The 18116-nt window shown below is 64.8% G+C and carries 14 protein-coding genes; 7 read left to right on the forward strand and 7 right to left on the reverse strand.

The genetic code is table 11. The features are described 5' to 3' along the window. The first annotated feature begins 615 nt into the window (after positions 1 to 615). Both AC07VU_RS16360 and AC07VU_RS16365 read left to right on the forward strand, forming a co-directional pair. Entirely contained in the window at positions 616 to 936 is a 321-nt protein-coding gene (locus tag AC07VU_RS16360; RefSeq protein ID WP_495030141.1) for a hypothetical protein, read from the forward strand. 214 nt (positions 937 to 1150) lie between these two features. Further along, the gene (locus AC07VU_RS16365; protein ID WP_007930783.1) at positions 1151 to 1444 is read left to right on the forward strand and encodes a hypothetical protein; all 294 of its coding nucleotides are present in this window, start codon (positions 1151 to 1153) and stop codon (positions 1442 to 1444) included. A 90-nt stretch (positions 1445 to 1534) separates the two neighbouring features. On the opposite strand, the gene AC07VU_RS16370 is transcribed toward AC07VU_RS16365, so the two are convergent. Beyond that, a complete protein-coding gene (locus AC07VU_RS16370; protein WP_457274777.1) occupies positions 1535 to 3877 on the reverse strand; it encodes a putative bifunctional diguanylate cyclase/phosphodiesterase in 2343 nt (780 codons plus the stop codon). Between the two features lie 404 nt (positions 3878 to 4281). Here AC07VU_RS16370 and lon point away from each other — a divergent pair, with 404 nt between their 5' ends. From lon to cmoB, 5 genes are all read left to right on the forward strand, one after another. Further along, complete coding sequence (lon, locus tag AC07VU_RS16375) at positions 4282 to 6702, forward strand: endopeptidase La (protein ID WP_495030142.1); 2421 nt, start codon at positions 4282 to 4284, stop codon at positions 6700 to 6702. Positions 6703 to 6889: 187 nt separating this feature from the next. Then, on the forward strand, positions 6890 to 7282 hold the full coding sequence (locus AC07VU_RS16380; RefSeq protein ID WP_457274780.1) for a protease inhibitor I42 family protein: 393 nt from the start codon (positions 6890 to 6892) through the stop codon (positions 7280 to 7282). Between the two features lies 1 nt (position 7283). After that, positions 7284 to 7919 carry a lysoplasmalogenase gene (locus tag AC07VU_RS16385; RefSeq protein ID WP_274304519.1) on the forward strand — a complete coding sequence of 212 codons (636 nt, stop codon included), beginning with the start codon at positions 7284 to 7286 and terminating at the stop codon, positions 7917 to 7919. A gap of 285 nt (positions 7920 to 8204) precedes the next feature. Next, positions 8205 to 8948 (forward strand): carboxy-S-adenosyl-L-methionine synthase CmoA, encoded by a 744-nt coding sequence (cmoA, locus tag AC07VU_RS16390; protein WP_457274781.1) that lies wholly within the window; start codon positions 8205 to 8207, stop codon positions 8946 to 8948. Continuing rightward, a complete protein-coding gene (gene cmoB / locus AC07VU_RS16395; protein ID WP_457274783.1) occupies positions 8945 to 9901 on the forward strand; it encodes a tRNA 5-methoxyuridine(34)/uridine 5-oxyacetic acid(34) synthase CmoB in 957 nt (318 codons plus the stop codon). Before cmoA ends, cmoB begins: the two co-directional genes overlap by 4 nt. Positions 9902 to 10029: 128 nt before the next feature. Here cmoB and tadA read toward each other — a convergent pair whose 3' ends face one another. The 6 genes from tadA to treC all read right to left on the reverse strand — a co-directional run bounded on the left by tadA (position 10030) and on the right by treC (position 18043). Next, a complete protein-coding gene (gene tadA, locus AC07VU_RS16400) occupies positions 10030 to 10524 on the reverse strand; it encodes a tRNA adenosine(34) deaminase TadA (protein ID WP_274304520.1) in 495 nt (164 codons plus the stop codon). Beyond that, on the reverse strand, positions 10524 to 11900 hold the full coding sequence (locus AC07VU_RS16405) for a multicopper oxidase family protein (RefSeq protein WP_007929587.1): 1377 nt from the start codon (positions 11898 to 11900) through the stop codon (positions 10524 to 10526). The genes tadA and AC07VU_RS16405 overlap by 1 nt, the downstream gene beginning before the upstream one ends. Before the next feature lie 260 nt (positions 11901 to 12160). Beyond that, positions 12161 to 12460, reverse strand: coding sequence for a PTS sugar transporter subunit IIB (locus tag AC07VU_RS16410; protein WP_274304521.1), 300 nt, complete (start codon positions 12458 to 12460; stop codon positions 12161 to 12163). Between the two features lie 2 nt (positions 12461 to 12462). Then, the gene (gene ptsP / locus AC07VU_RS16415; protein WP_495030143.1) at positions 12463 to 15000 is read right to left on the reverse strand and encodes a phosphoenolpyruvate--protein phosphotransferase; all 2538 of its coding nucleotides are present in this window, start codon (positions 14998 to 15000) and stop codon (positions 12463 to 12465) included. Positions 15001 to 15060: 60 nt separating this feature from the next. Continuing rightward, on the reverse strand, positions 15061 to 16284 hold the full coding sequence (locus AC07VU_RS16420; protein WP_495030144.1) for a maltoporin: 1224 nt from the start codon (positions 16282 to 16284) through the stop codon (positions 15061 to 15063). 109 nt (positions 16285 to 16393) lie between these two features. Beyond that, entirely contained in the window at positions 16394 to 18043 is a 1650-nt protein-coding gene (gene treC / locus AC07VU_RS16425; RefSeq protein ID WP_495030145.1) for an alpha,alpha-phosphotrehalase, read from the reverse strand. Positions 18044 to 18116 lie beyond the last annotated feature (73 nt).

Genomic DNA, 18116 nt, shown 5'->3' on the forward strand with positions numbered 1-18116 from the left:
GCGCAAGATCGGGAACCAAGGTCCTGCGGACCTTATCGCAGCCTCGCGGGCTCGGCAGCGGCTACAGGGCCAATGTCGCGCCAAAATCGGTGGTGGCGTCGGACGGCGATCTCAAGGCCGATAGAGATTCGTGTAGCCGCTGCCGCAGGCTGCGATCGGCCGGTACGGCCGTGGCGTTCTGAAGGCTGCAGGGAGTTTGGCGCAAGATCGGGAACCAAGGCCCTGCGGACCTTATCGCAGCCTCGCGGGCTCGGCAGCGGCTACAGGGCCAATGTTGAGCCGAGATCGGTGTGGCAGTGGTTATAGCGAAAATTCCTACAACACGCGTCGACTCCCATCACCTTGTCCCGCCGGGCCCCGGACTCTATGGTTTGGTCTGTCACTGCCAATTCAGTGACAGGGCGTAGGAACCCTTTTGATGACCCTTGGCGCGTACGCGTCCCGACTGATTGCGGCCCCTTTGAGGTGTCCGTAAGATCAGCCGCGGCGGCTGTGCGCGGGCACGTTTCGACGTGGCCGAGTCCCTGGGTATTCGGTTCCTACCCCGCGCACGGCTGCCACCCAAGCCCGTAGGAAGGCTGTTGGCGGCTCAGATCCCTACCCGGAGCCAGTTCAATGAAAAAAGTCGTTCCCGATCCACCCGCGCTCATCGACGACACCTCCCCCCGCCGCTACATGGCCCTGACCAGCAACGACTGCACCATCCCCGCCTTGCTGATCGACACCGAGGCGCCATTGGATGTGCTGCACGAAGCCGCCGCCCACCGCATCCGCGCCGCGGCCCAGTTGCTGGAAAACCTCGCCAGCGACGCCAACCTGCACAGCAATCCGGCGCTGCTCCAGGATTTCGCCCAGCTCTGCGTCATCCCCCTGCGCGACGGTTGCGACCTGCTGGACGTACTCGGCCGGCGCCTGCAGGAACAACTGCTGAGCTGAACCTCGATCCGGGGCCGGCGACCTTCTGCCGGCCCTGCCCCCATACCCAGCCCCCGCAATTGCAAAGGGACATTAGCCCATCTGTGCTAATCGACCCTCCCCCACCCCGGCGATATAGTGCCAACCACTCACTCGCTCTTCTCAACACCGCCACTCTGCGGTGTCGGGGTCGGCTGCGCCGTAGAAAACACAACAATGCCAAGGAAGAATCACCATGAACCTCCACCCCACTGCTCGTCCCCTCGCCCTGCTCGGCATCCTGGCTCTCGCCCTGGGCGGTTGCGCCATTGCCAAACCCAGCAACGACGACCTCAAGAACCGCGCCCAGACCACCCTCGGCAAGCCCGTGACCACGGTCTCCAATGTGCGCAGCGACGCATCCCAGACCTACTTCACCGCCAGCACCAGCAACGGCGAATACAATTGCATCCTGCCCAGTGGCGGCATGGTCGCCTTCGCCTCCATGGGCGGCGTCGTAGCGCTCCCTGCCGAGTGCACCAAGCAGTAAGCCGCGGCCCATCGCCGAGGGTTGATGGCGCCAGACTTCACACCGTGAAGCAGGGCGGCTGCAGCGCCCGGTGCGGCCACACAGGGCTGCTCAGCTGGAAATCCGCGACTTCAACAGCCAGGCCTCGAAGGCTGTGGCAGTCAGCGGCCGGCTGATCAGGTAGCCCTGGGCCGTGTCGCAATGCCAGCGCTCCAGCAGGCGCAGGCTGCGCTCCTGCTCCACCCCTTCGGCCACCACCTTGAGCCCCAGGTTGTGGCTCATCTCGATGGTGGAACGCACGATCACCGCGTCGCCGCTGGTTTCGTCGAGGTTGCGGATAAACGACTGGTCGATCTTCAGTTCCTGCACCGGCAGCCGCTGCAATTGCGCCAGCGACGAGTAGCCGGTGCCGAAGTCGTCCACCGACAGGCTGATGCCGCAGTCGCGCAGGCTCTGCAACACCTCCAGCGCCTGCTCCGGGTGACGCATGATGGCGCTTTCGGTGATCTCGAAAATCAGCTGCTCGGCGGACAATCGATAACGCTGCAGCAACACGCTCACCCGCGCCGCCAGGTCATGGCCATGCAGGTCGTCCGCCGAGATGTTCAGCGACAACTGCAGATGCAGCCCGCGCATGTTCCATTCGGCCAGTTGCCGCATGCCCTCCTCGATCACCCACAGGGTCAGGCTATTCATGCTGCCGGTGCGCTCGGCCAGGGGGATGAACTCCGCCGGCGAGACCATGCCGAACTCCGGGTGCTGCCAGCGCAGCAGGGCTTCGGCCTGGTGCACATGGCCATGGCGCAGGTCCAGCTTGGGCTGGTACAGCAAGAACAGCTCGCCTTCCGCCGCGGCCCGGCGCAGGTCGCGGATCAGTCCGATCTGGCGCTGATGGGCCAGGTCGCGGTCCTGCTGGTAGATCTGCAGGTAACCGGGCTGGGCGGCCGCATCGTGGCGAGCGATGGCGGCGCGGCTGATCAGTTCTTCCGCCGATTGGCCGTCGGTGGGGTAGACCGCCACGCCGATGCACACCTGGCGCTGCACTTCATCGCCACGCAGGGGCTGCGGCCGGCTCAATAACGCATGGAGCCGGTCGGCCATGGCCACCGCGCCATCGATCTCGGTATTTTCCAGCAGCAACAGAAACTCGTTGGCGGTGATGCGCGCGGCGGTGTCGCCGGTGGACACCGTCTCCGACAGGCGCCGGCTGACTTCGCGCATCATCTGCTCCACCCCTTCCGGGCCCAGGCCTTCGTTGATCGCCCGATAGTCCTCGATCCCCAGGTACAGCAGCACCACCTTGCGCCCGGCGCTGATGGCATTGCTCAGACGCTCCATGGCCAGCGCCCGGTTGGGCAGGCCGGTCAGGGGGTCGTGCAGGGCGTTGTGGGCCAGTTGCAGCTCGCGGCTGGCAATCCCGCTCTGCATGGCGTTGATCGCCTCGGCCAGCAAGCCGAACTCGTCGGTGCGCTTGAGCACCACCGGCACCTGGTAGTTGCCGGCGCCGATGCGTTGGGCGGCATCGGCCAGCACATTCAACGGCCGCGACACCCGCCGCGCCATGAACAGGGCACCGGCCAGCGACACCACCAGCGCCACCAGGGCAATCACCAGGAACTCACGGTCCAGCGGCGCGAAGGCCTGCAAGGCGTGATCCAACGGGCTTTGCAGCAACGCCAGAACCTTGGGGTCGTCGGGATCGTCGGTATTGGCCAGCTGCAGGGCCTGATTGAGGAAGCGCTTGCCGTGGGCATCGCTCAACTGTGGTCGCGCGCGCCAGGACGCATTGCGCAGGGTGGTGATGATGGTCGCCCAGAAAATATCCGGCTGAGTGCTGAACAACTCCCCCGCGCGCCCGTCCTGCAGGGTGAGGAATGACACCTCCAGGTTGCTCATGGAACGCAACTCGCTGGCGAACAGGTCGTCCATGCGAAACGCCATGACCACCCGATTCATGTGCATCGGCGTCAGTATCTGCCCCTGGACCAGCAGATAAGGCTGGCCCTTGAGCGCGACGATCAACATGCTTTTGTTCTGCCGCAGGGCCGTGCGCAATGCTCGGTCGTAGGGGAAATGCTCACGCTCGGCGATCGCCCCCAGGGTGCTGGCGATCACCGTGCCTTCGGCGCCGAGCACGAACAGCTCGCTGCCGCGGGTGCCGGTACCATGCTGACGCAGCGCCTCGAGAATCGCCCGCGAGTCGCCGCTGATCACCGCCTCACGGAACTGCGCGTCCACCACTAACCAGTCCACGCCATAACGCAAGCGCCGACCGCGCAGTTCGAGCAGGCGTTCGAAGACCCGGGCGCCGGTTTGCAGCTGCACTTGCGCCTGGTTTTCCACCGCATGATTGGTCGCGGCCTTGACGGCGAAATACACCACCCCGATCACGATCAACAGCAACAACGCCAATACCCCAGTGATCCTTACCTGGAACGTATGGCGCCACTTCATGAGACGGCTCTCGTCGCCGCGACCTCACTGTTGTCGACCCTGCACCCCCACGGCGACACCCGCCGCTCCCCGCTGAAAAGTCCTTTGATCATTACGCGTCCCTCTGGGCAGCTAAAGATGCGTCAAATAAATGCCATTTTCCTGACAACATTCAATCGGTCCAGATTAGACTGCCAAGAGAAGAAGATCACGCAATAAAATCAGGGGGTTCATAAAGTCATTTTTTTGTCACCGCCAATTTACCAACGTTCTTGCGCAGAAATGACAGCCTCACAATCAGCACTTTGGAAGCTGCACTGCGTTGCGGTGACAAGGACTGAAATAATTGATCCGGCCCGGGCACCATTGAAACCGCTCGTCACCTGCCCCATCTAACCAGGCATACCCCATTGCGCAGGTGCCCCATGAGCGACCAGCAAGAACTTCCTGAAACCTTGAGTGAATACGCCGACCCGGAAAACGCCGAACTCCATACGTCCTCCGGCAAGGGCCTGGCCCTGCCCGGGCAGAATCTGCCAGACAAGGTCTACATTATCCCGATCCACAATCGGCCGTTCTTCCCCGCGCAAGTCTTACCGGTGATCGTCAACGAAGAACCCTGGGCCGAAACCCTGGAGCTGGTGAGCAAGTCCGAACACCATTCCCTGGCGCTGTTCTTCATGGACACCCCGCCGGAAGACCCACGCCATTTCGACACCTCGGCCCTGCCGCTGTACGGCACCCTGGTCAAGGTGCACCACGCCAGCCGCGAGAACGGCAAGCTGCAGTTCGTGGCCCAGGGCCTGACCCGCGTGCGCATCCGCACCTGGCTCAAGCACCATCGCCCGCCCTATCTGGTGGAGGTCGAATACCCGCACCAGCCGAGCGAGCCGACCGACGAGGTCAAGGCCTACGGCATGGCACTGATCAACGCGATCAAGGAACTGCTGCCGCTCAACCCGCTGTACAGCGAAGAACTGAAGAACTACCTCAACCGCTTCAGCCCCAACGACCCGTCGCCTTTGACCGACTTCGCCGCCGCGCTGACCTCGGCCACCGGCAACGAACTGCAGGAAGTGCTCGACTGCGTGCCGATGCTCAAGCGCATGGAAAAAGTCCTGCCAATGCTGCGCAAGGAAGTCGAGGTCGCGCGCCTGCAGAAAGAGATTTCCGCCGAGGTCAACCGCAAGATCGGCGAACACCAGCGCGAGTTCTTCCTCAAGGAACAGCTCAAGGTCATCCAGCAGGAGCTGGGCCTGACCAAGGACGATCGCAGCGCCGACATCGAGCAGTTCGAGCAGCGCCTGGCTGGCAAGGTCCTGCCTCCTCAAGCGCAAAAGCGCATCGTGGAGGAAATGAACAAACTGTCGATCCTCGAGACCGGCTCGCCGGAGTACGCGGTCACCCGCAACTACCTGGAATGGGCCACCGCGGTGCCCTGGGGCGTGTACGGCGAGGACAAGCTCGACCTCAAGCATGCGCGCAAGGTGCTGGACCAGCACCACGCCGGGCTCGACGACATCAAGAGCCGGATTCTCGAATTCCTCGCGGTCGGCGCCTACAAGGGCGAGATCAGCGGCTCCATCGTGCTGCTGGTGGGCCCGCCCGGCGTGGGCAAGACCAGTGTCGGCAAGTCCATCGCCGAATCCCTGGGCCGGCCGTTCTACCGCTTCAGCGTCGGCGGCATGCGTGACGAGGCCGAGATCAAGGGCCACCGCCGCACCTACATCGGCGCCTTGCCGGGCAAGCTGGTGCAAGCGTTGAAAGACGTCGAGGTGATGAACCCGGTGATCATGCTCGACGAGATCGACAAGATGGGCCAGAGCTACCAGGGCGACCCGGCCTCGGCGCTGCTGGAAACCCTCGACCCGGAACAGAACGTGGAATTCCTCGACCACTACCTGGACCTGCGCCTGGACCTGTCGAAAGTGCTGTTCGTATGCACCGCCAACACCCTGGATTCGATTCCCGGCCCGTTGCTGGACCGGATGGAAGTGATTCGCCTGTCGGGCTACATCACCGAGGAAAAGCTGGCCATCGCCAAGCGCCACCTGTGGCCCAAGCAGCTGGAAAAGGCGGGTGTGTCCAAGGCTAACCTGAGTATCAGCGACGCGGCCCTGCGCGCGGTGATCGATGGTTACGCCCGAGAGGCCGGCGTGCGCCAGCTGGAGAAACAGCTGGGCAAACTGGTGCGCAAGGCCGTGGTGCGGCTGCTGGAAGAACCGGACGCGGTGATCAAGCTCGGCCCGAAAGACCTGGAGGCGTCCCTGGGCATGCCGGTGTTCCGCAACGAGCAGGTGCTCAGCGGCACCGGGGTGATCACCGGCCTGGCCTGGACCAGCATGGGCGGCGCCACGCTGCCGATCGAAGCCACGCGGATTCATACCCTCAACCGTGGCTTCAAGCTCACCGGGCAGTTGGGCGACGTGATGAAGGAGTCGGCGGAAATCGCCTACAGCTATGTCACCTCGCACCTCAAGCAATTCGGTGGCGATGCCAAGTTCTTCGACGAGGCATTCGTCCACCTGCATGTGCCGGAAGGCGCCACGCCGAAGGATGGCCCGAGCGCCGGGGTGACCATGGCCAGCGCCCTGCTGTCCCTGGCGCGCAACCAGCCGCCGAAAAAGGGCGTGGCCATGACCGGCGAACTGACCCTGACCGGGCATGTCCTGCCCATCGGCGGGGTGCGCGAGAAGGTCATCGCGGCGCGCCGGCAGAAGCTCTACGAGCTGATCCTGCCGGAAGCCAACCGCGGCCACTTCGAAGAGCTGCCGGAGTACCTCAAGGAAGGCATCACCGTGCACTTTGCCAAGCGTTTCGCCGATGTGGCGAAAGTGTTGTTCTAAACGCTGTCCGTAGGAGCAGGGGGACGCCCAGTCCTTGCTCGCGATGAACGATGACGCAGTGCGTCAGGTACTACGCGCTGCCTTCATCGCGAGCAAGCTTCGCTCCTACAGCGTCTGCCTTCCCCGGCACATATTCCTCAATCTTCGGTTATGCTCGCCCTTTGTCATGACCGGAGCTTTCTGACCCATGTCACCGATTCGTCTGTTGCTGCCCCTCAGCCTCGCCCTGCTCGCCGCCTGCGCCAGCCAACCCAAGCACAACGTCACGGTCGAGAACCAGAGCGAATGCCCAGTGCAACTGAGCAACGGGCAAAACCTGATCCTGACCCTGCCGAGTAACCCGACCACGGGTTATCGCTGGGCGATCCAGGACTCGGCCGGCGGCGTGCTGCGCAAAATCAGCCCCGAGGTCTACAGCAACCCCGAAGACAGCGGCCTGGTGGGCAGCGCCGGCCAGTCCACCTGGCGTTTCCAGGCCTTCGCCGTCGGCACCGGGCGCCTGCTGCTGACCTATCAACAGCCCTGGGCCCCGGAAGTCGCGCCGGTGAAAGCCTTCGACTGCGCCATTTCGGTCAAATGACATGGGCTGGCTGATCCTGGCGCTGATGGGCGCGGTGACCTTCCTCTACGGCCTGAGCATTCACGCCACCCTGCTGTGCCTGCTGGTGAAGCCGCTGCCGGTGCTGGCCCTGCTCGGCTGGCTGCACGATGCGCCCCCCAGCGACTATCGCCGCTGGATCAGCCTCGGCCTGTTGTTCTCCCTGCTCGGCGACGTGCTGCTGGCCTGGCCCGCCGACCTGTTCGTGTTCGGCCTCGGCGCCTTCCTGGTCGCGCACCTGGCCTATCTCAAGGCCTATACCAGCGATTGCCGGCGCCTGGCGCCCTTGCCCCTGCTGCTGGCCCTGATCGTCGGCGCGGCGTTGCTGGGCATCCTGATCAGCCATGGCCTCGGCCCGTTGCTGGTGCCGGTGATCGTCTATGGCCTGGCCATCAGCGCCATGCTCTGGCGCGCCCTGGCTCGCCTGGGCAGCGAGGTGCCCAAGCGCTCGGCGCAACTGGCCGCCGCCGGCGCCGTGGCCTTCGTGTTCTCCGACAGCGTGATCGGCATCAGCCGTTTTGTGGTGGCCTTCGATGCCGCGCCCTACCTGATCATCCTCAGTTACTGGCTGGGGCAATGGGGGATTGCGGCGTCGGCCTTCCGCCAGAAGCCCCGCTGAGCCTGTAGCCCTGTAGCCGCTGCCGAGCCCGCGAGGCTGCGATCGGCTGCGCAGCGGCCGTAAAACCAGTCGCCACGGCTCTTCAGATAAACCCCATGCGCAGGCTTGGCGAGGACTACGTCCTCGTGCGCAGCCTCGCGGGCTCGGCAGCGGCTACAAGCGGCGAATCCAGCCGGCGGCACCTTGTGTCGCCCTTACGGCCCTGAAGGCCCTTCGGGCCTTATCGCAGCCTGCAGCAGCGGCTACAATGCCGCCCCTCTTTCTATCTCCACCGCTGGAACCGCCGTGAGCAAAGAACCCGACCGCCTTTTCGCCCAGCCCCTGGCCCAGGTGCCCGACTTCGCCTTCAACGAGGACGTGGTGCGGGTGTTCCCGGACATGATCAAGCGCTCGGTGCCGGGTTACCCGACCATTGTCGAGAACCTTGGCGTACTCGCCGCCCAGTTCGCCCAGCCCAACAGCGTGCTCTACGACCTGGGTTCGTCCCTCGGCGCCGTGACCCAGGCCCTGCGCCGCCATGTGCGCACCGACGGCTGCCGGGTGATCGCCATAGACAATTCAGCGGCCATGGTCGAGCGCTGCCGCGAATACCTCAACGGCCAGAACTCGATGTTCCAGGAGCTGTTGCCGGTCGAAGTGATCGAAGGCGACATCCTCGCCCTGGAGTTCCAGCCGGCCTCGGTGGTGGCGCTGAACTTCACCCTGCAATTCATCGCCCCCGAACAGCGCCTGGCCCTGCTCGGGCGCATTCGCCAGGCGCTGCTGCCCGGCGGCGCGCTGATCCTCTCGGAGAAACTGCGCTTCAACGACCCCGAGGAGCATGCGCTGCTCACCGACCTGCACATCGCCTTCAAGCGCGCCAACGGCTACAGCGAACTGGAAATAGCCCAGAAGCGCAGCGCCATCGAAAACGTCATGAAGCCCGACAGCCTCGAAGAACACCGCGAACGCCTGCTGGCCGCCGGGTTCTCGAAAGTCGTGCCGTGGTTCCAGTGTCTTAACTTTGCCTCGTTGATTGCCTTGCCATGATTGATCTGTCCCCCCTAGCCCGCCGTCTGGCCGGTACGCCGCTGGCCGACTGGGCCAACACCCTGCAAGCGCAACTCGACACCAAGATGGAAAAGGGCCACGGCGACCTGGAGCGCTGGCAGAGCGCGCTGGACGCGCTGCCGAAGATCCAGCCGAGCACGGTCGACCTGCTCAACGGCCTGACCCTGGATACCGATTGCGACGACGCCACCCGCGCCCAGATGCGCAGCGCGCTGATGGGCCTGTCGCCCTGGCGCAAGGGCCCGTTCGACCTGTTCGGCGTGCATGTGGACACCGAATGGCGCTCGGACTGGAAATGGTCGCGGGTCGCGAAGCACCTCGACCTGCAAGGCAAACGCATCCTCGATGTCGGCTGCGGCAACGGCTACTACATGTGGCGCATGCTCGGTGCCGGTGCCCACAGCGTGATCGGCGTCGATCCGAACTGGCTGTTCTTCTGCCAGTTCCAGGCGGTGCAGCGTTACCTGTCGGAGCCCGCGGTGTGGCACCTGCCGTTCCCGTTCGAAGACCTGCCACCCAACCTGGAAGGCTTCGACACGGTGTTTTCCATGGGCGTGTTCTACCACCGCCGCTCGCCGATCGAGCATCTGCTGGCACTCAAGGACTGCCTGGTCAAGGGCGGCGAACTGGTGCTGGAAACCCTGGTGGTGGAAGGCGACCGGCATCAGGTACTGGTGCCGGAAGACCGCTACGCGCAGATGCGTAACGTATGGTTCCTGCCGTCGGTGCCGGCCCTGGAACTGTGGCTGCGCCGTGCCGGCTTCAGCGATGTGCGTTGCGTGGATGTGAGCGTGACCAGCGTCGAGGAACAGCGCGGCACCGAGTGGATGAAGTACCAGTCGCTGAGCGATTTCCTCGACCCGAACGATCACAGCAAGACCATCGAAGGCCTGCCGGCGCCGATGCGCGCCGTTATCGTCGCCAGGAAGTAAATGCCCCACACCGTGTAGGAGCGAGGCTTGCCCGCGATAGCGATTTCGAGCGTCACGCCAGGTTCGAGGTATGCATGGCCCGGGCTGGCGTCATCGCGAGCAAGCTTCGCTCCTACAGAGGCAGGGGTTCAGTTGCGACTGGCCCGGCGTGCCTTGAAAAACTCGCTCAACACCGCGCCGCACTCTTCGGCCAGCACCCCGCCCTCGACCAATACCCGGTGGTTGAGAAAGCCCTGGCTGAAGAACTGCCCCTGGCTCTGCACGATGCCCGCCTTGGGTTCCAGCGCGCCGTACACCACCCGGGCGATACGCGAATGCACGATCAGCCCGGCGCACATGCTGCACGGCTCCAGGGTCACGTAGAGGGTGCTGCCGGGCAGGCGATAGTTGTCGAGCGCCTGGGCCGCGGCGCGGATCGCGACCATCTCCGCATGGGCACTGGGATCGCTGCCGCTGATCGGGCAGTTGTAGCCGCGACCGATGATTTCCCCGTCCTGCACCAGCACCGCGCCCACCGGCACTTCGCCCAGGGCCGCGCCCTGGGCGGCCAGGGCCAGGGCTTCGCGCATGAAGTCCTGGTCGCGGCTGCGATCGATGATCCGGGCGGGGCGAATCTGCCGCATCAGGCCACCTCGATGGCGGCCATCAGGCCGGTTTCCATGTGGTCGATCACATGGCAATGGAACATCCACACCCCCGGGTTATCCGCCACCAGCGCCACCCGGGCACGCTCGTTCTTGCCCAGCAGGTAGGTGTCGGTGAAGTACGGGGTGATCTTCTTGCGGTTCGAGGCGATGACCTTGAAGCTCATGCCGTGCAAGTGGATCGGGTGCTGGTACTGAGTCATGTTCTTCAATTCGAAAATGTAGCTCTGGCCCTTCTTGAGCGTGGCGATCGGGCGGTCGGCGCAGGTCTTGTCGGTGATATCCCAGGCCTTGCCGTTGATCTGCCAGAGGCTCGGTGGCTTGCCATTGTCCACGTTCACCGAGACCGAGCCAACCCACTCGAAGTTGAAGTTGAGCTTCTCGGCGTTATCCAGGTCCGGCTCGGCGATCGGGTTGGCCGGCAACGCCGGCGGCCACTCGGTCGGCGCATCGCTGTTGGCCACCGAACGCAAGGTGCCCAGGCGCACCGGGCCGTTGCGCAGCGACAATTCTTCACCGGCCGGCGGCGCCTTGATCGCCAGGCAGATGCGCATGCCCGGCCCCAGCCAGTATTCCTTGCCCAGCGGCCGCGGCTCGATGGGGTTGCCGTCCAGGGCGTAGATCTGCGCTTCGACACCCGGAATGTTGATGCGGTAGGTCAGGGTGTTGTCGAGGTTGAGCAGGCGCACGCGGGTGATCTGCCCGGCCGGGATCTCCACCACTGCCTGGGACACGCCATTGATGGTCGACAGGCGCCCCGCCGTGCCGCCACGCGCCGCCTCGCGGGGAATGCTGAAAGGCACGAAGGCACCGGCTTCATCCACATGCCAGCTTTTCAGGCTCAGGGTGCGTTCGTACTTGAAGCCGGTGGGTTCGCGCTCTTCGATGATCAGCGGGCCGACCAGGCCGCGGCCCAGTTCTTCGCTGCTGTTGACGTGGGGGTGGTACCAGTAGCTGCCGGCATCCGGCACGCGGAACTTGTAGTCGAAGTATTCGCCCGGCATCACCGGCAATTGCGAGACGTAAGGCACGCCGTCCATCTCCAGCGGCAGGCGGATGCCGTGCCAGTGGATGGTGGTGGCCACCGGCAGGTGGTTGATGAAGCGCACCCGCAGCCACTCGCCCTGGCGCACCCGCAGCTCGGTACCCGGCGCGGACGGGCCAAAGGCCCAGGCTTCGGTCTTGTGGCCTGGCACCAGTTCCACGTCCAGCGGTGCGGCGATCAGTTGATAATCGTGGCCCGCCTCGGCGTCGGCCATCTTGCCTAGCCAGTAACGCGCCGCGCCGCCGGCGCCCACGCCAACCACTGCAAGACCGGCCAGACCACCGAGTATCTGTCGACGGGTAAAGGACATGGACTCAACTACCTCACGTATCCGCGGCGGGCCGGGGCCCGCAAAAGGCGAATACGATACACCCGCAGTTGAGAAACAGTAAGGCCGGCGCGGCGACCGGCCGCAGGCATAACCGCCCCTGTAGCCGCTGCCGAGCTTGCGAGGCTGCGTACGGGCGCGAAGCGCCCGCCAAGGCATCCAACGTGGTGGCTCAGGTGCAACGCATTGCCTGGGTTGCGGACGCTTCGCATCCGTACGCAGCCTCGCAAGCTCGGCAGCGGCTACGTTGGAGATAAGCCGACGAGCAGATGCACCACGCCGCCGACCAGCGCCATCACCCCGGGCACGCCGGCATTACGTAAGGCCATGGCATCGAGCAAGGTCGGGTCATGCAATTCCACCCGCACCCGGGTCAGGGCCACGCGTTGCCGGGTCTTGAGGTTGTTGGCGCCGCCCAGCGCCGCGATGACGGCCTCGTCCAGGGCGGCGTCGTCCTTGACCGGGGCCGTTGCTTTCGGCTGGTCGGGCACCAGGTCCGGGGTCAGGGCCTTCCAGAACGCCCGCTGCAATTTCTCGAACATGTTCAGTTCTCCAGAACTGGTGAAGGGGCCAGCGTCGATTGCCGATGCTGGTGCAAGGCGTCACGTACCTGCTCGGCGCTTTCCAGGCCGAGAATGCGCCCGGCGAGGGCCTGGCACTGGCTCAACTCGACCTCGCGCACGCCGGCCTTGATCGCCGGAATCAGCGGCACGCTGACCGACAGTTCGTCCACGCCCAGCCCCAGCAGCAGCGGCACCGCCAGGGTTTCCGAAGCCAGCGCCCCGCACACGCCGACCCACTTGCCATGGGCATGGGCGGCCTTGACCGTGGAGGCGATCAGACGCAGCACCGCCGGGTGGAAACTGTCGGCCTGGCTGGCCAGGCGCGGATGATCGCGGTCCATGGCCAGGGTGTACTGGGTCAGGTCGTTGGTGCCGATGGAGAAGAAGTCCACCTCCGGCGCGAACAGGTCGGCCAGCAGCGCCGCCGACGGCACTTCGATCATGATCCCCAGTTTCGGCAACTCCTTGAGCCCCAGGGCCAGGGCTTCGTCCTCCAGCATCTGCCGCGCCTGCCGCAACTCCGCCAGCTGGGTGACCATCGGCAGCATGATGTGCAAGCGAGCCAGCCCGGCGCTGGCGAGAATCGCCCGGAACTGTTCGCGCAACAGCTGCGGGCGCTCCAGGCACAGGCGAATCCCGCGCATGCCGAGGAAGGGGTTGGCTTCAGGCTCCATCGGCACATAGGCCAGCGGTTTGTCGCCGCCGACATCCAGGGTCCGCACCACCAGATTGCGCTCCGGCCCCAGGGCCCGGGCGATGGCGCTGTAGGTCGCGGCCTGTTCCTCGTGGCTCGGGGCGACGCCGCGGTCCTGGTAAAGAAACTCCGAACGCAACAGGCCGACGCCCTCCCCGCCCAGGTCCATGGCCTGCTCGGCCTCGGCCAGCGAGGCGACGTTGGCCGTCACCTCGAAATGATGGCCGTCGCGGGTCATCGCAGCCTGGGCCGACTGTTCCAGCTCCTGGCGCTGGCGCTGCTGTTGCTGCTGACGTCGTGCCTGCAACTGTGCGATCACCGCCGGCGCAGGCTCCAGGTGTAATTCACCCTGGTCGGCATCCAGCAGCACCGGTGTGCCGCTGGCCAACGCCAGCACCTGTACCGGCAGGCCGCAGATCGCCGGCAACCCCAGGGCCCGGGCCAGAATCGCCACATGGCTGGTGGCGCCGCCGCCGACCGTGGCGAAACCCAGAACCTTGCGGGTATCAAGGCCGGCGGTCTGGGACGGGGTGAGCTGCTCGGCAATCAGGATCGCCTGCTCCGGCAGGGCCCAGGCGCTGTCCTGTACACCCAGCAGCAACTTGAGCACCCGCTGGCCGACATCCATCAGGTCCAGGGCGCGCTCGGCCAGCAACGGACTGCCTGAAACCTTGAACAGCTCGGCGGTGGCTTCGGTGGCGCGGTTCCAGGCGAATGCCGCGCTCTTGCCGTCGCTGATCAGGGCCTGGGCCTGCTCCAGCAGGCTCGGGTCTTCCAGCAGTTCCTGGTGAGCCTTGAAGATCTCGCCCTGGGCTGCACTGGCGGCCTTGTCCCGCAGGACTTGCAGGGCCGCGGTGGCCTGCGCCAGCGCCCGCTCCAGTTGCCCGCGCTGCGCGGCCTGATCGCTGGCGAACTCGACGATCTCAAGCTTCTGCTCGGCCACCTGCACCACTTGCCCGAAGGCCGAACCCGTCGAGGCGCAGACGCCTCGCAGCAACTTGCCCGATGGCGCGGCAACCGGCGCCACAGGTTCGGCGGCGATCACCGCGGTCACCGCCTCGCCACAACCACTCGCCAGCAATTCGGCCAGGGCCTTGATCGCCCTCTCGGCATCCTCGCCCGCCGCGCTGACTTGCAGTGCATCGCCCTGCGCGGTCTGCAACGCCATGATCGCCACCAGGGACTTGGCGTTGGCACTGGCCTGCTGCTTGTGCAGGCAGATGCTCGCCTTGAAGCCCTTGGCCGCCTGGGCGAACACCGCCGCCGGGCGCGCATGCAGGCCATTGGGATTGGGCAGCGTCACCGGTTTGGAAAACAGCGCCTCGCCCTCTTCCTCTGACTCCGCGCTTGGCGCAGGCGCGCCCAGGCTCAGCTGCAACAATGGCTGGCCGCTGTCCACCAGCGCGCGGTCCGCGGTCAGCCAGGTGAACGGCTCGCCGCTGACCACCAGCATCAGCGTCAGCAGGCTGCGGGAATGCACGGCGATGTAGTCGGCATCGAACTCGATCAGCGGTTGCCCGGCCTCGACCCGCTGGCCCTCCTCCACCAGGCGGCTAAAGCCCTTGCCCGCCAGGTTCACCGTGTCCAGGCCGATGTGCATCAGCACCTGCACCCCGTTGTCGTCGGTGATGCTCACCGCATGGCCACTGTCCTGCACATTGCTGACCACACCGGCCAGCGGCGCGCGCAGGGTCTGCGAGGTCGGGTCGATGCACAGGCCGTCACCGATGACCCGGCTTGAGAACACCGGATCCGGCACTTGCTCCAGGGGCATCAGCAGCCCGGACAGCGGCGCGAGCAGTTGCAATTGTTGGGTTGTAGCCATGACTTCACCTGCTGTTTGTTCTTGTAAGTGCCGATGGAGCGCGAGCCCCGACAGCATCGCTTATTTCCACCAGTACTCGACTTGCAATCCGACGTTCGCGCCATGCCTGGCGGTGCCGAAGGCGCCGGTATCGGACAGCGCCGACCCCGCCGCCAGCTCATTGGCCGCGCGCTTGGCGGCCTGGTTCCAACTGGCATAGGTGTAGTACAGACGCACCTCGGGGCGCGCCCAGAATTCCGGGCCCTTGGGCGACCAGGTCGGGGCGAAGGTGAACTTGCTGAGCTTACGCGTGCCGCCGGGGGCCTCGACCTGATCGTGGCCCAGCTCGGTGACCAGCTTGAACTGCTCGCTGATCGCATAGGCCGGGCGGATGCCCAGAGAGATCCAGTTCTGGTCGTTGCCGTCGGGGCGGATGTCTTTCTGATAGATCGCCTCGACCTGCCCGCCAAACCGCGGGGTCAATTGCCAGTCGAAGAACTCCACCAGGCGGTAGCTCTTGTTGCTGTCGTCCAGTTGCACATTGCCGGTGTAACCCAGCCCGGTGCCCGGGCCTTCGCCGTACTGCAACGCCAGCTTGTTCTTGCCGCCGAGGAAGTCCTTTTGCACATGCTGGGCGGTGATCGCCCAGCCCCGATGGGCGTCGCGACTGTCGGGCTTGTCGATGTAGCTCAGGCCCAGTTCCAGCTCGCCGCCGGGGTTGGTCTTGAAACCGGCGACGTTGAAGTCGTGCCGGTTGATGTAGTCCTTCTGGTACAGGTTGTCCTTGCGCGAGAAGGCGTAGCTGTATTTCAGATCGCCGATCAGCACGTCCTCGATGCCGCCGCCGGTGGCGCTCTGGTTCCAGTAGTAGAAGTCGGAGATATGGATGTCGTTGCGCTTGTAGTAACGCCGGCCGGCCCACAGCGAGCCGCCATTGAGGCTGGGCATGTTCGACCATTGGGCATACATCTGCGGCATGCGCGCCGAGCCGTTGTCGCCCTGGAAGGTCAGGCTGCGGTCGAACTGGTTATACAGCGACGCCATGGCATCGACACTGAGCACCGAGCCGTCGTCCAGGGTGTACAGGTCCTGGCGCAACTCTAGCTCGGCGTACTGTTCGCATTCGTTGCCCAGGCGGTATTTGGACTGGGCGCCGGGCAGCTGGAAACAGGATTGCGAGCTGCTGTTGACCGAGGTCCCGAGGCCGCTACGCAAGTAACCGGCGAACTCCAGGGCCTGGGCCGGGAACGGCAAGGCCAGGCAGACGCAAGAGGCTGCGAGACCGCGATTTATTGTTGTTTTCATAAGCCACCCCATTATTTTTATTCTGTGTGTGTGCCCCGCAGGCGCCGCCCTACCGGCGAGCGAAAGCTCGCGGTGTACAGGGCACGCCGCGCTCATGCGGGGAAGGTTGTCAGCGGTCGATCAGGTGCAGGACAAAGGACTCGTAAGGCCGCAGGAACAGCTGGCGACTGCGGGTTTGATGGTCTGCGTAGTTACTGATGACCAGGCGCTGCTCCATGCGCTCGGTCATCACTCCCTCCGGCAACTGCACTTCACAGGCGCTGCCGTAGAAATTGTTCACCACCAGCAGGCGCTCGCCCTGGCCCTCGCGCAGATAGGCCCAGACCTGCGGGTGCTCGGCCAGCAGCTGGCGATATTCACCGTCCTGGATCAGCGGCTCGCGACGGCGTAGGGCAATCAACTGGCGGTAGTGGTGCAACACCGAATCCGGGTCTTCGAGCTGCTGCGCGACGTTGATCCGCGCGGCATTGGCCGGCACGCCGATCCAGGGCTCGACGCTGCTGAAACCGGCATGGGCCTCAGTATTCCATTGCATCGGCGTGCGCCCGTTGTCCCGGGACTTCTGCATGATCGCCGCCATGTTGTCCGCCTCGCTGTCGCCGGCTTCGCGCTTGAGGCGGTAGATGTTCAGGGTCTCGACATCGCGGTATTGGTCGATGTGGGTAAAACCGGGGTTGGTCATGCCCAGCTCTTCGCCCTGGTACACGAACGGTGTGCCCTGGAGAAAGTGCAGCGCAGTGGCGAGCATCTTCGCCGAGACCACCCGGTACTCGCCGTCGTCGCCGAAACGCGACACCACCCGTGGCTGGTCGTGGTTACACCAGAACAGCGCGTTCCAGCCGCCACCGGCCTGCATGCCGCTCTGCCACTCGGAGAGGATGCGCTTGAGCTGGAGGAAGTCGAAATCGGCGCGAATCCACTTCTGCAGGTTCGGGTAATCGACCTTCAGGTGGTGGAAGTTGAAGGTCATCGACAGCTCTTTCGACTCGGGCTGCGAGTAACGAATGCAGTGCTCGAGGCTGGTGGAAGACATCTCGCCGACGTTGATCAGGTCAAAGCCCTCGAAGACCTCGCGATGCATCTGCTGCAGGTACGGGTGCACGTTCGGGCCGTCGGTATAGAAGCGCCGGCCATCGCTGGCGTCTTCCGGGAAATCCACCGGTTTGGAGATCAGGTTGATCACATCCAGGCGGAAGCCGCCCACGCCCTTGTCGCGCCAGAAACGCATCATCTTGAACACTTCGGCGCGCACCTGGGGGTTGTCCCAGTTGAGGTCCGCCTGGGTATGGTCGAACAGGTGCAGGTAGTACTGGCCGGTCTGCGCTTCGTATTCCCAGGCGGAACCGCCGAACTTGGACTCCCAGTTGTTCGGCTGGTCGCGCCAGATGTAGAAGTCGCGATACGGGTTGTCGAGGCTGCTGCGCGCCTGCTGGAACCACTCGTGCTCGATGGAGGTGTGGTTGACCACGATGTCCAGCATCAGCTTGATGCCGCGCTTGCCGGCCTCGGCGATCAGCAACTCGCAATCGGCCATGGTCCCGTAGCTCGGGTCGATGGCGTAGTAGTCGCTGATGTCGTAGCCGTTGTCGCGCTGGGGCGAGCGCAGGAACGGGGTGAGCCACAGGCAATCGACGCCCAGCCAGTGCAGGTAGTCGAGCTTGTCGACCACCCCCAGCAGGTCGCCGGTGGCCTGGCCGCTGTGGCTGTAGAAACTCTTCGGGTAGATCTGGTAGATCACCGAACGCTGCCAGTCTTGCATGGCGGGCTCCTTCAATGGGGTTGGTACTGGCCTTGAGGGCCTCATCGCGAGCAAGCTCGCTCCTACAGAGGAA

The sequence above is a fragment of the Pseudomonas sp. GW821-FHT02B10 genome (genome assembly GCF_059421865.1).

What these genes read in the sequence shown, in the direction of transcription:
- AC07VU_RS16370 (WP_457274777.1), bottom strand. Translation starts at nt 3,877, where the DNA reads ATGAAGTGGCGCCATACGTTCCAGGTAAGGATCACTGGGGTATTGGCG.
- cmoB (WP_457274783.1), top strand. Translation starts at nt 8,945, where the DNA reads ATGATTGATCTGTCCCCCCTAGCCCGCCGTCTGGCCGGTACGCCGCTG.
- treC (WP_495030145.1), bottom strand. Translation starts at nt 18,043, where the DNA reads ATGCAAGACTGGCAGCGTTCGGTGATCTACCAGATCTACCCGAAGAGT.
- AC07VU_RS16360 (WP_495030141.1), top strand. Translation starts at nt 616, where the DNA reads ATGAAAAAAGTCGTTCCCGATCCACCCGCGCTCATCGACGACACCTCC.
- ptsP (WP_495030143.1), bottom strand. Translation starts at nt 15,000, where the DNA reads ATGGCTACAACCCAACAATTGCAACTGCTCGCGCCGCTGTCCGGGCTG.
- AC07VU_RS16365 (WP_007930783.1), top strand. Translation starts at nt 1,151, where the DNA reads ATGAACCTCCACCCCACTGCTCGTCCCCTCGCCCTGCTCGGCATCCTG.
- AC07VU_RS16420 (WP_495030144.1), bottom strand. Translation starts at nt 16,284, where the DNA reads ATGAAAACAACAATAAATCGCGGTCTCGCAGCCTCTTGCGTCTGCCTG.
- lon (WP_495030142.1), top strand. Translation starts at nt 4,282, where the DNA reads ATGAGCGACCAGCAAGAACTTCCTGAAACCTTGAGTGAATACGCCGAC.
- AC07VU_RS16405 (WP_007929587.1), bottom strand. Translation starts at nt 11,900, where the DNA reads ATGTCCTTTACCCGTCGACAGATACTCGGTGGTCTGGCCGGTCTTGCA.
- AC07VU_RS16380 (WP_457274780.1), top strand. Translation starts at nt 6,890, where the DNA reads ATGTCACCGATTCGTCTGTTGCTGCCCCTCAGCCTCGCCCTGCTCGCC.
- AC07VU_RS16385 (WP_274304519.1), top strand. Translation starts at nt 7,284, where the DNA reads ATGGGCTGGCTGATCCTGGCGCTGATGGGCGCGGTGACCTTCCTCTAC.
- tadA (WP_274304520.1), bottom strand. Translation starts at nt 10,524, where the DNA reads ATGCGGCAGATTCGCCCCGCCCGGATCATCGATCGCAGCCGCGACCAG.
- AC07VU_RS16410 (WP_274304521.1), bottom strand. Translation starts at nt 12,460, where the DNA reads ATGTTCGAGAAATTGCAGCGGGCGTTCTGGAAGGCCCTGACCCCGGAC.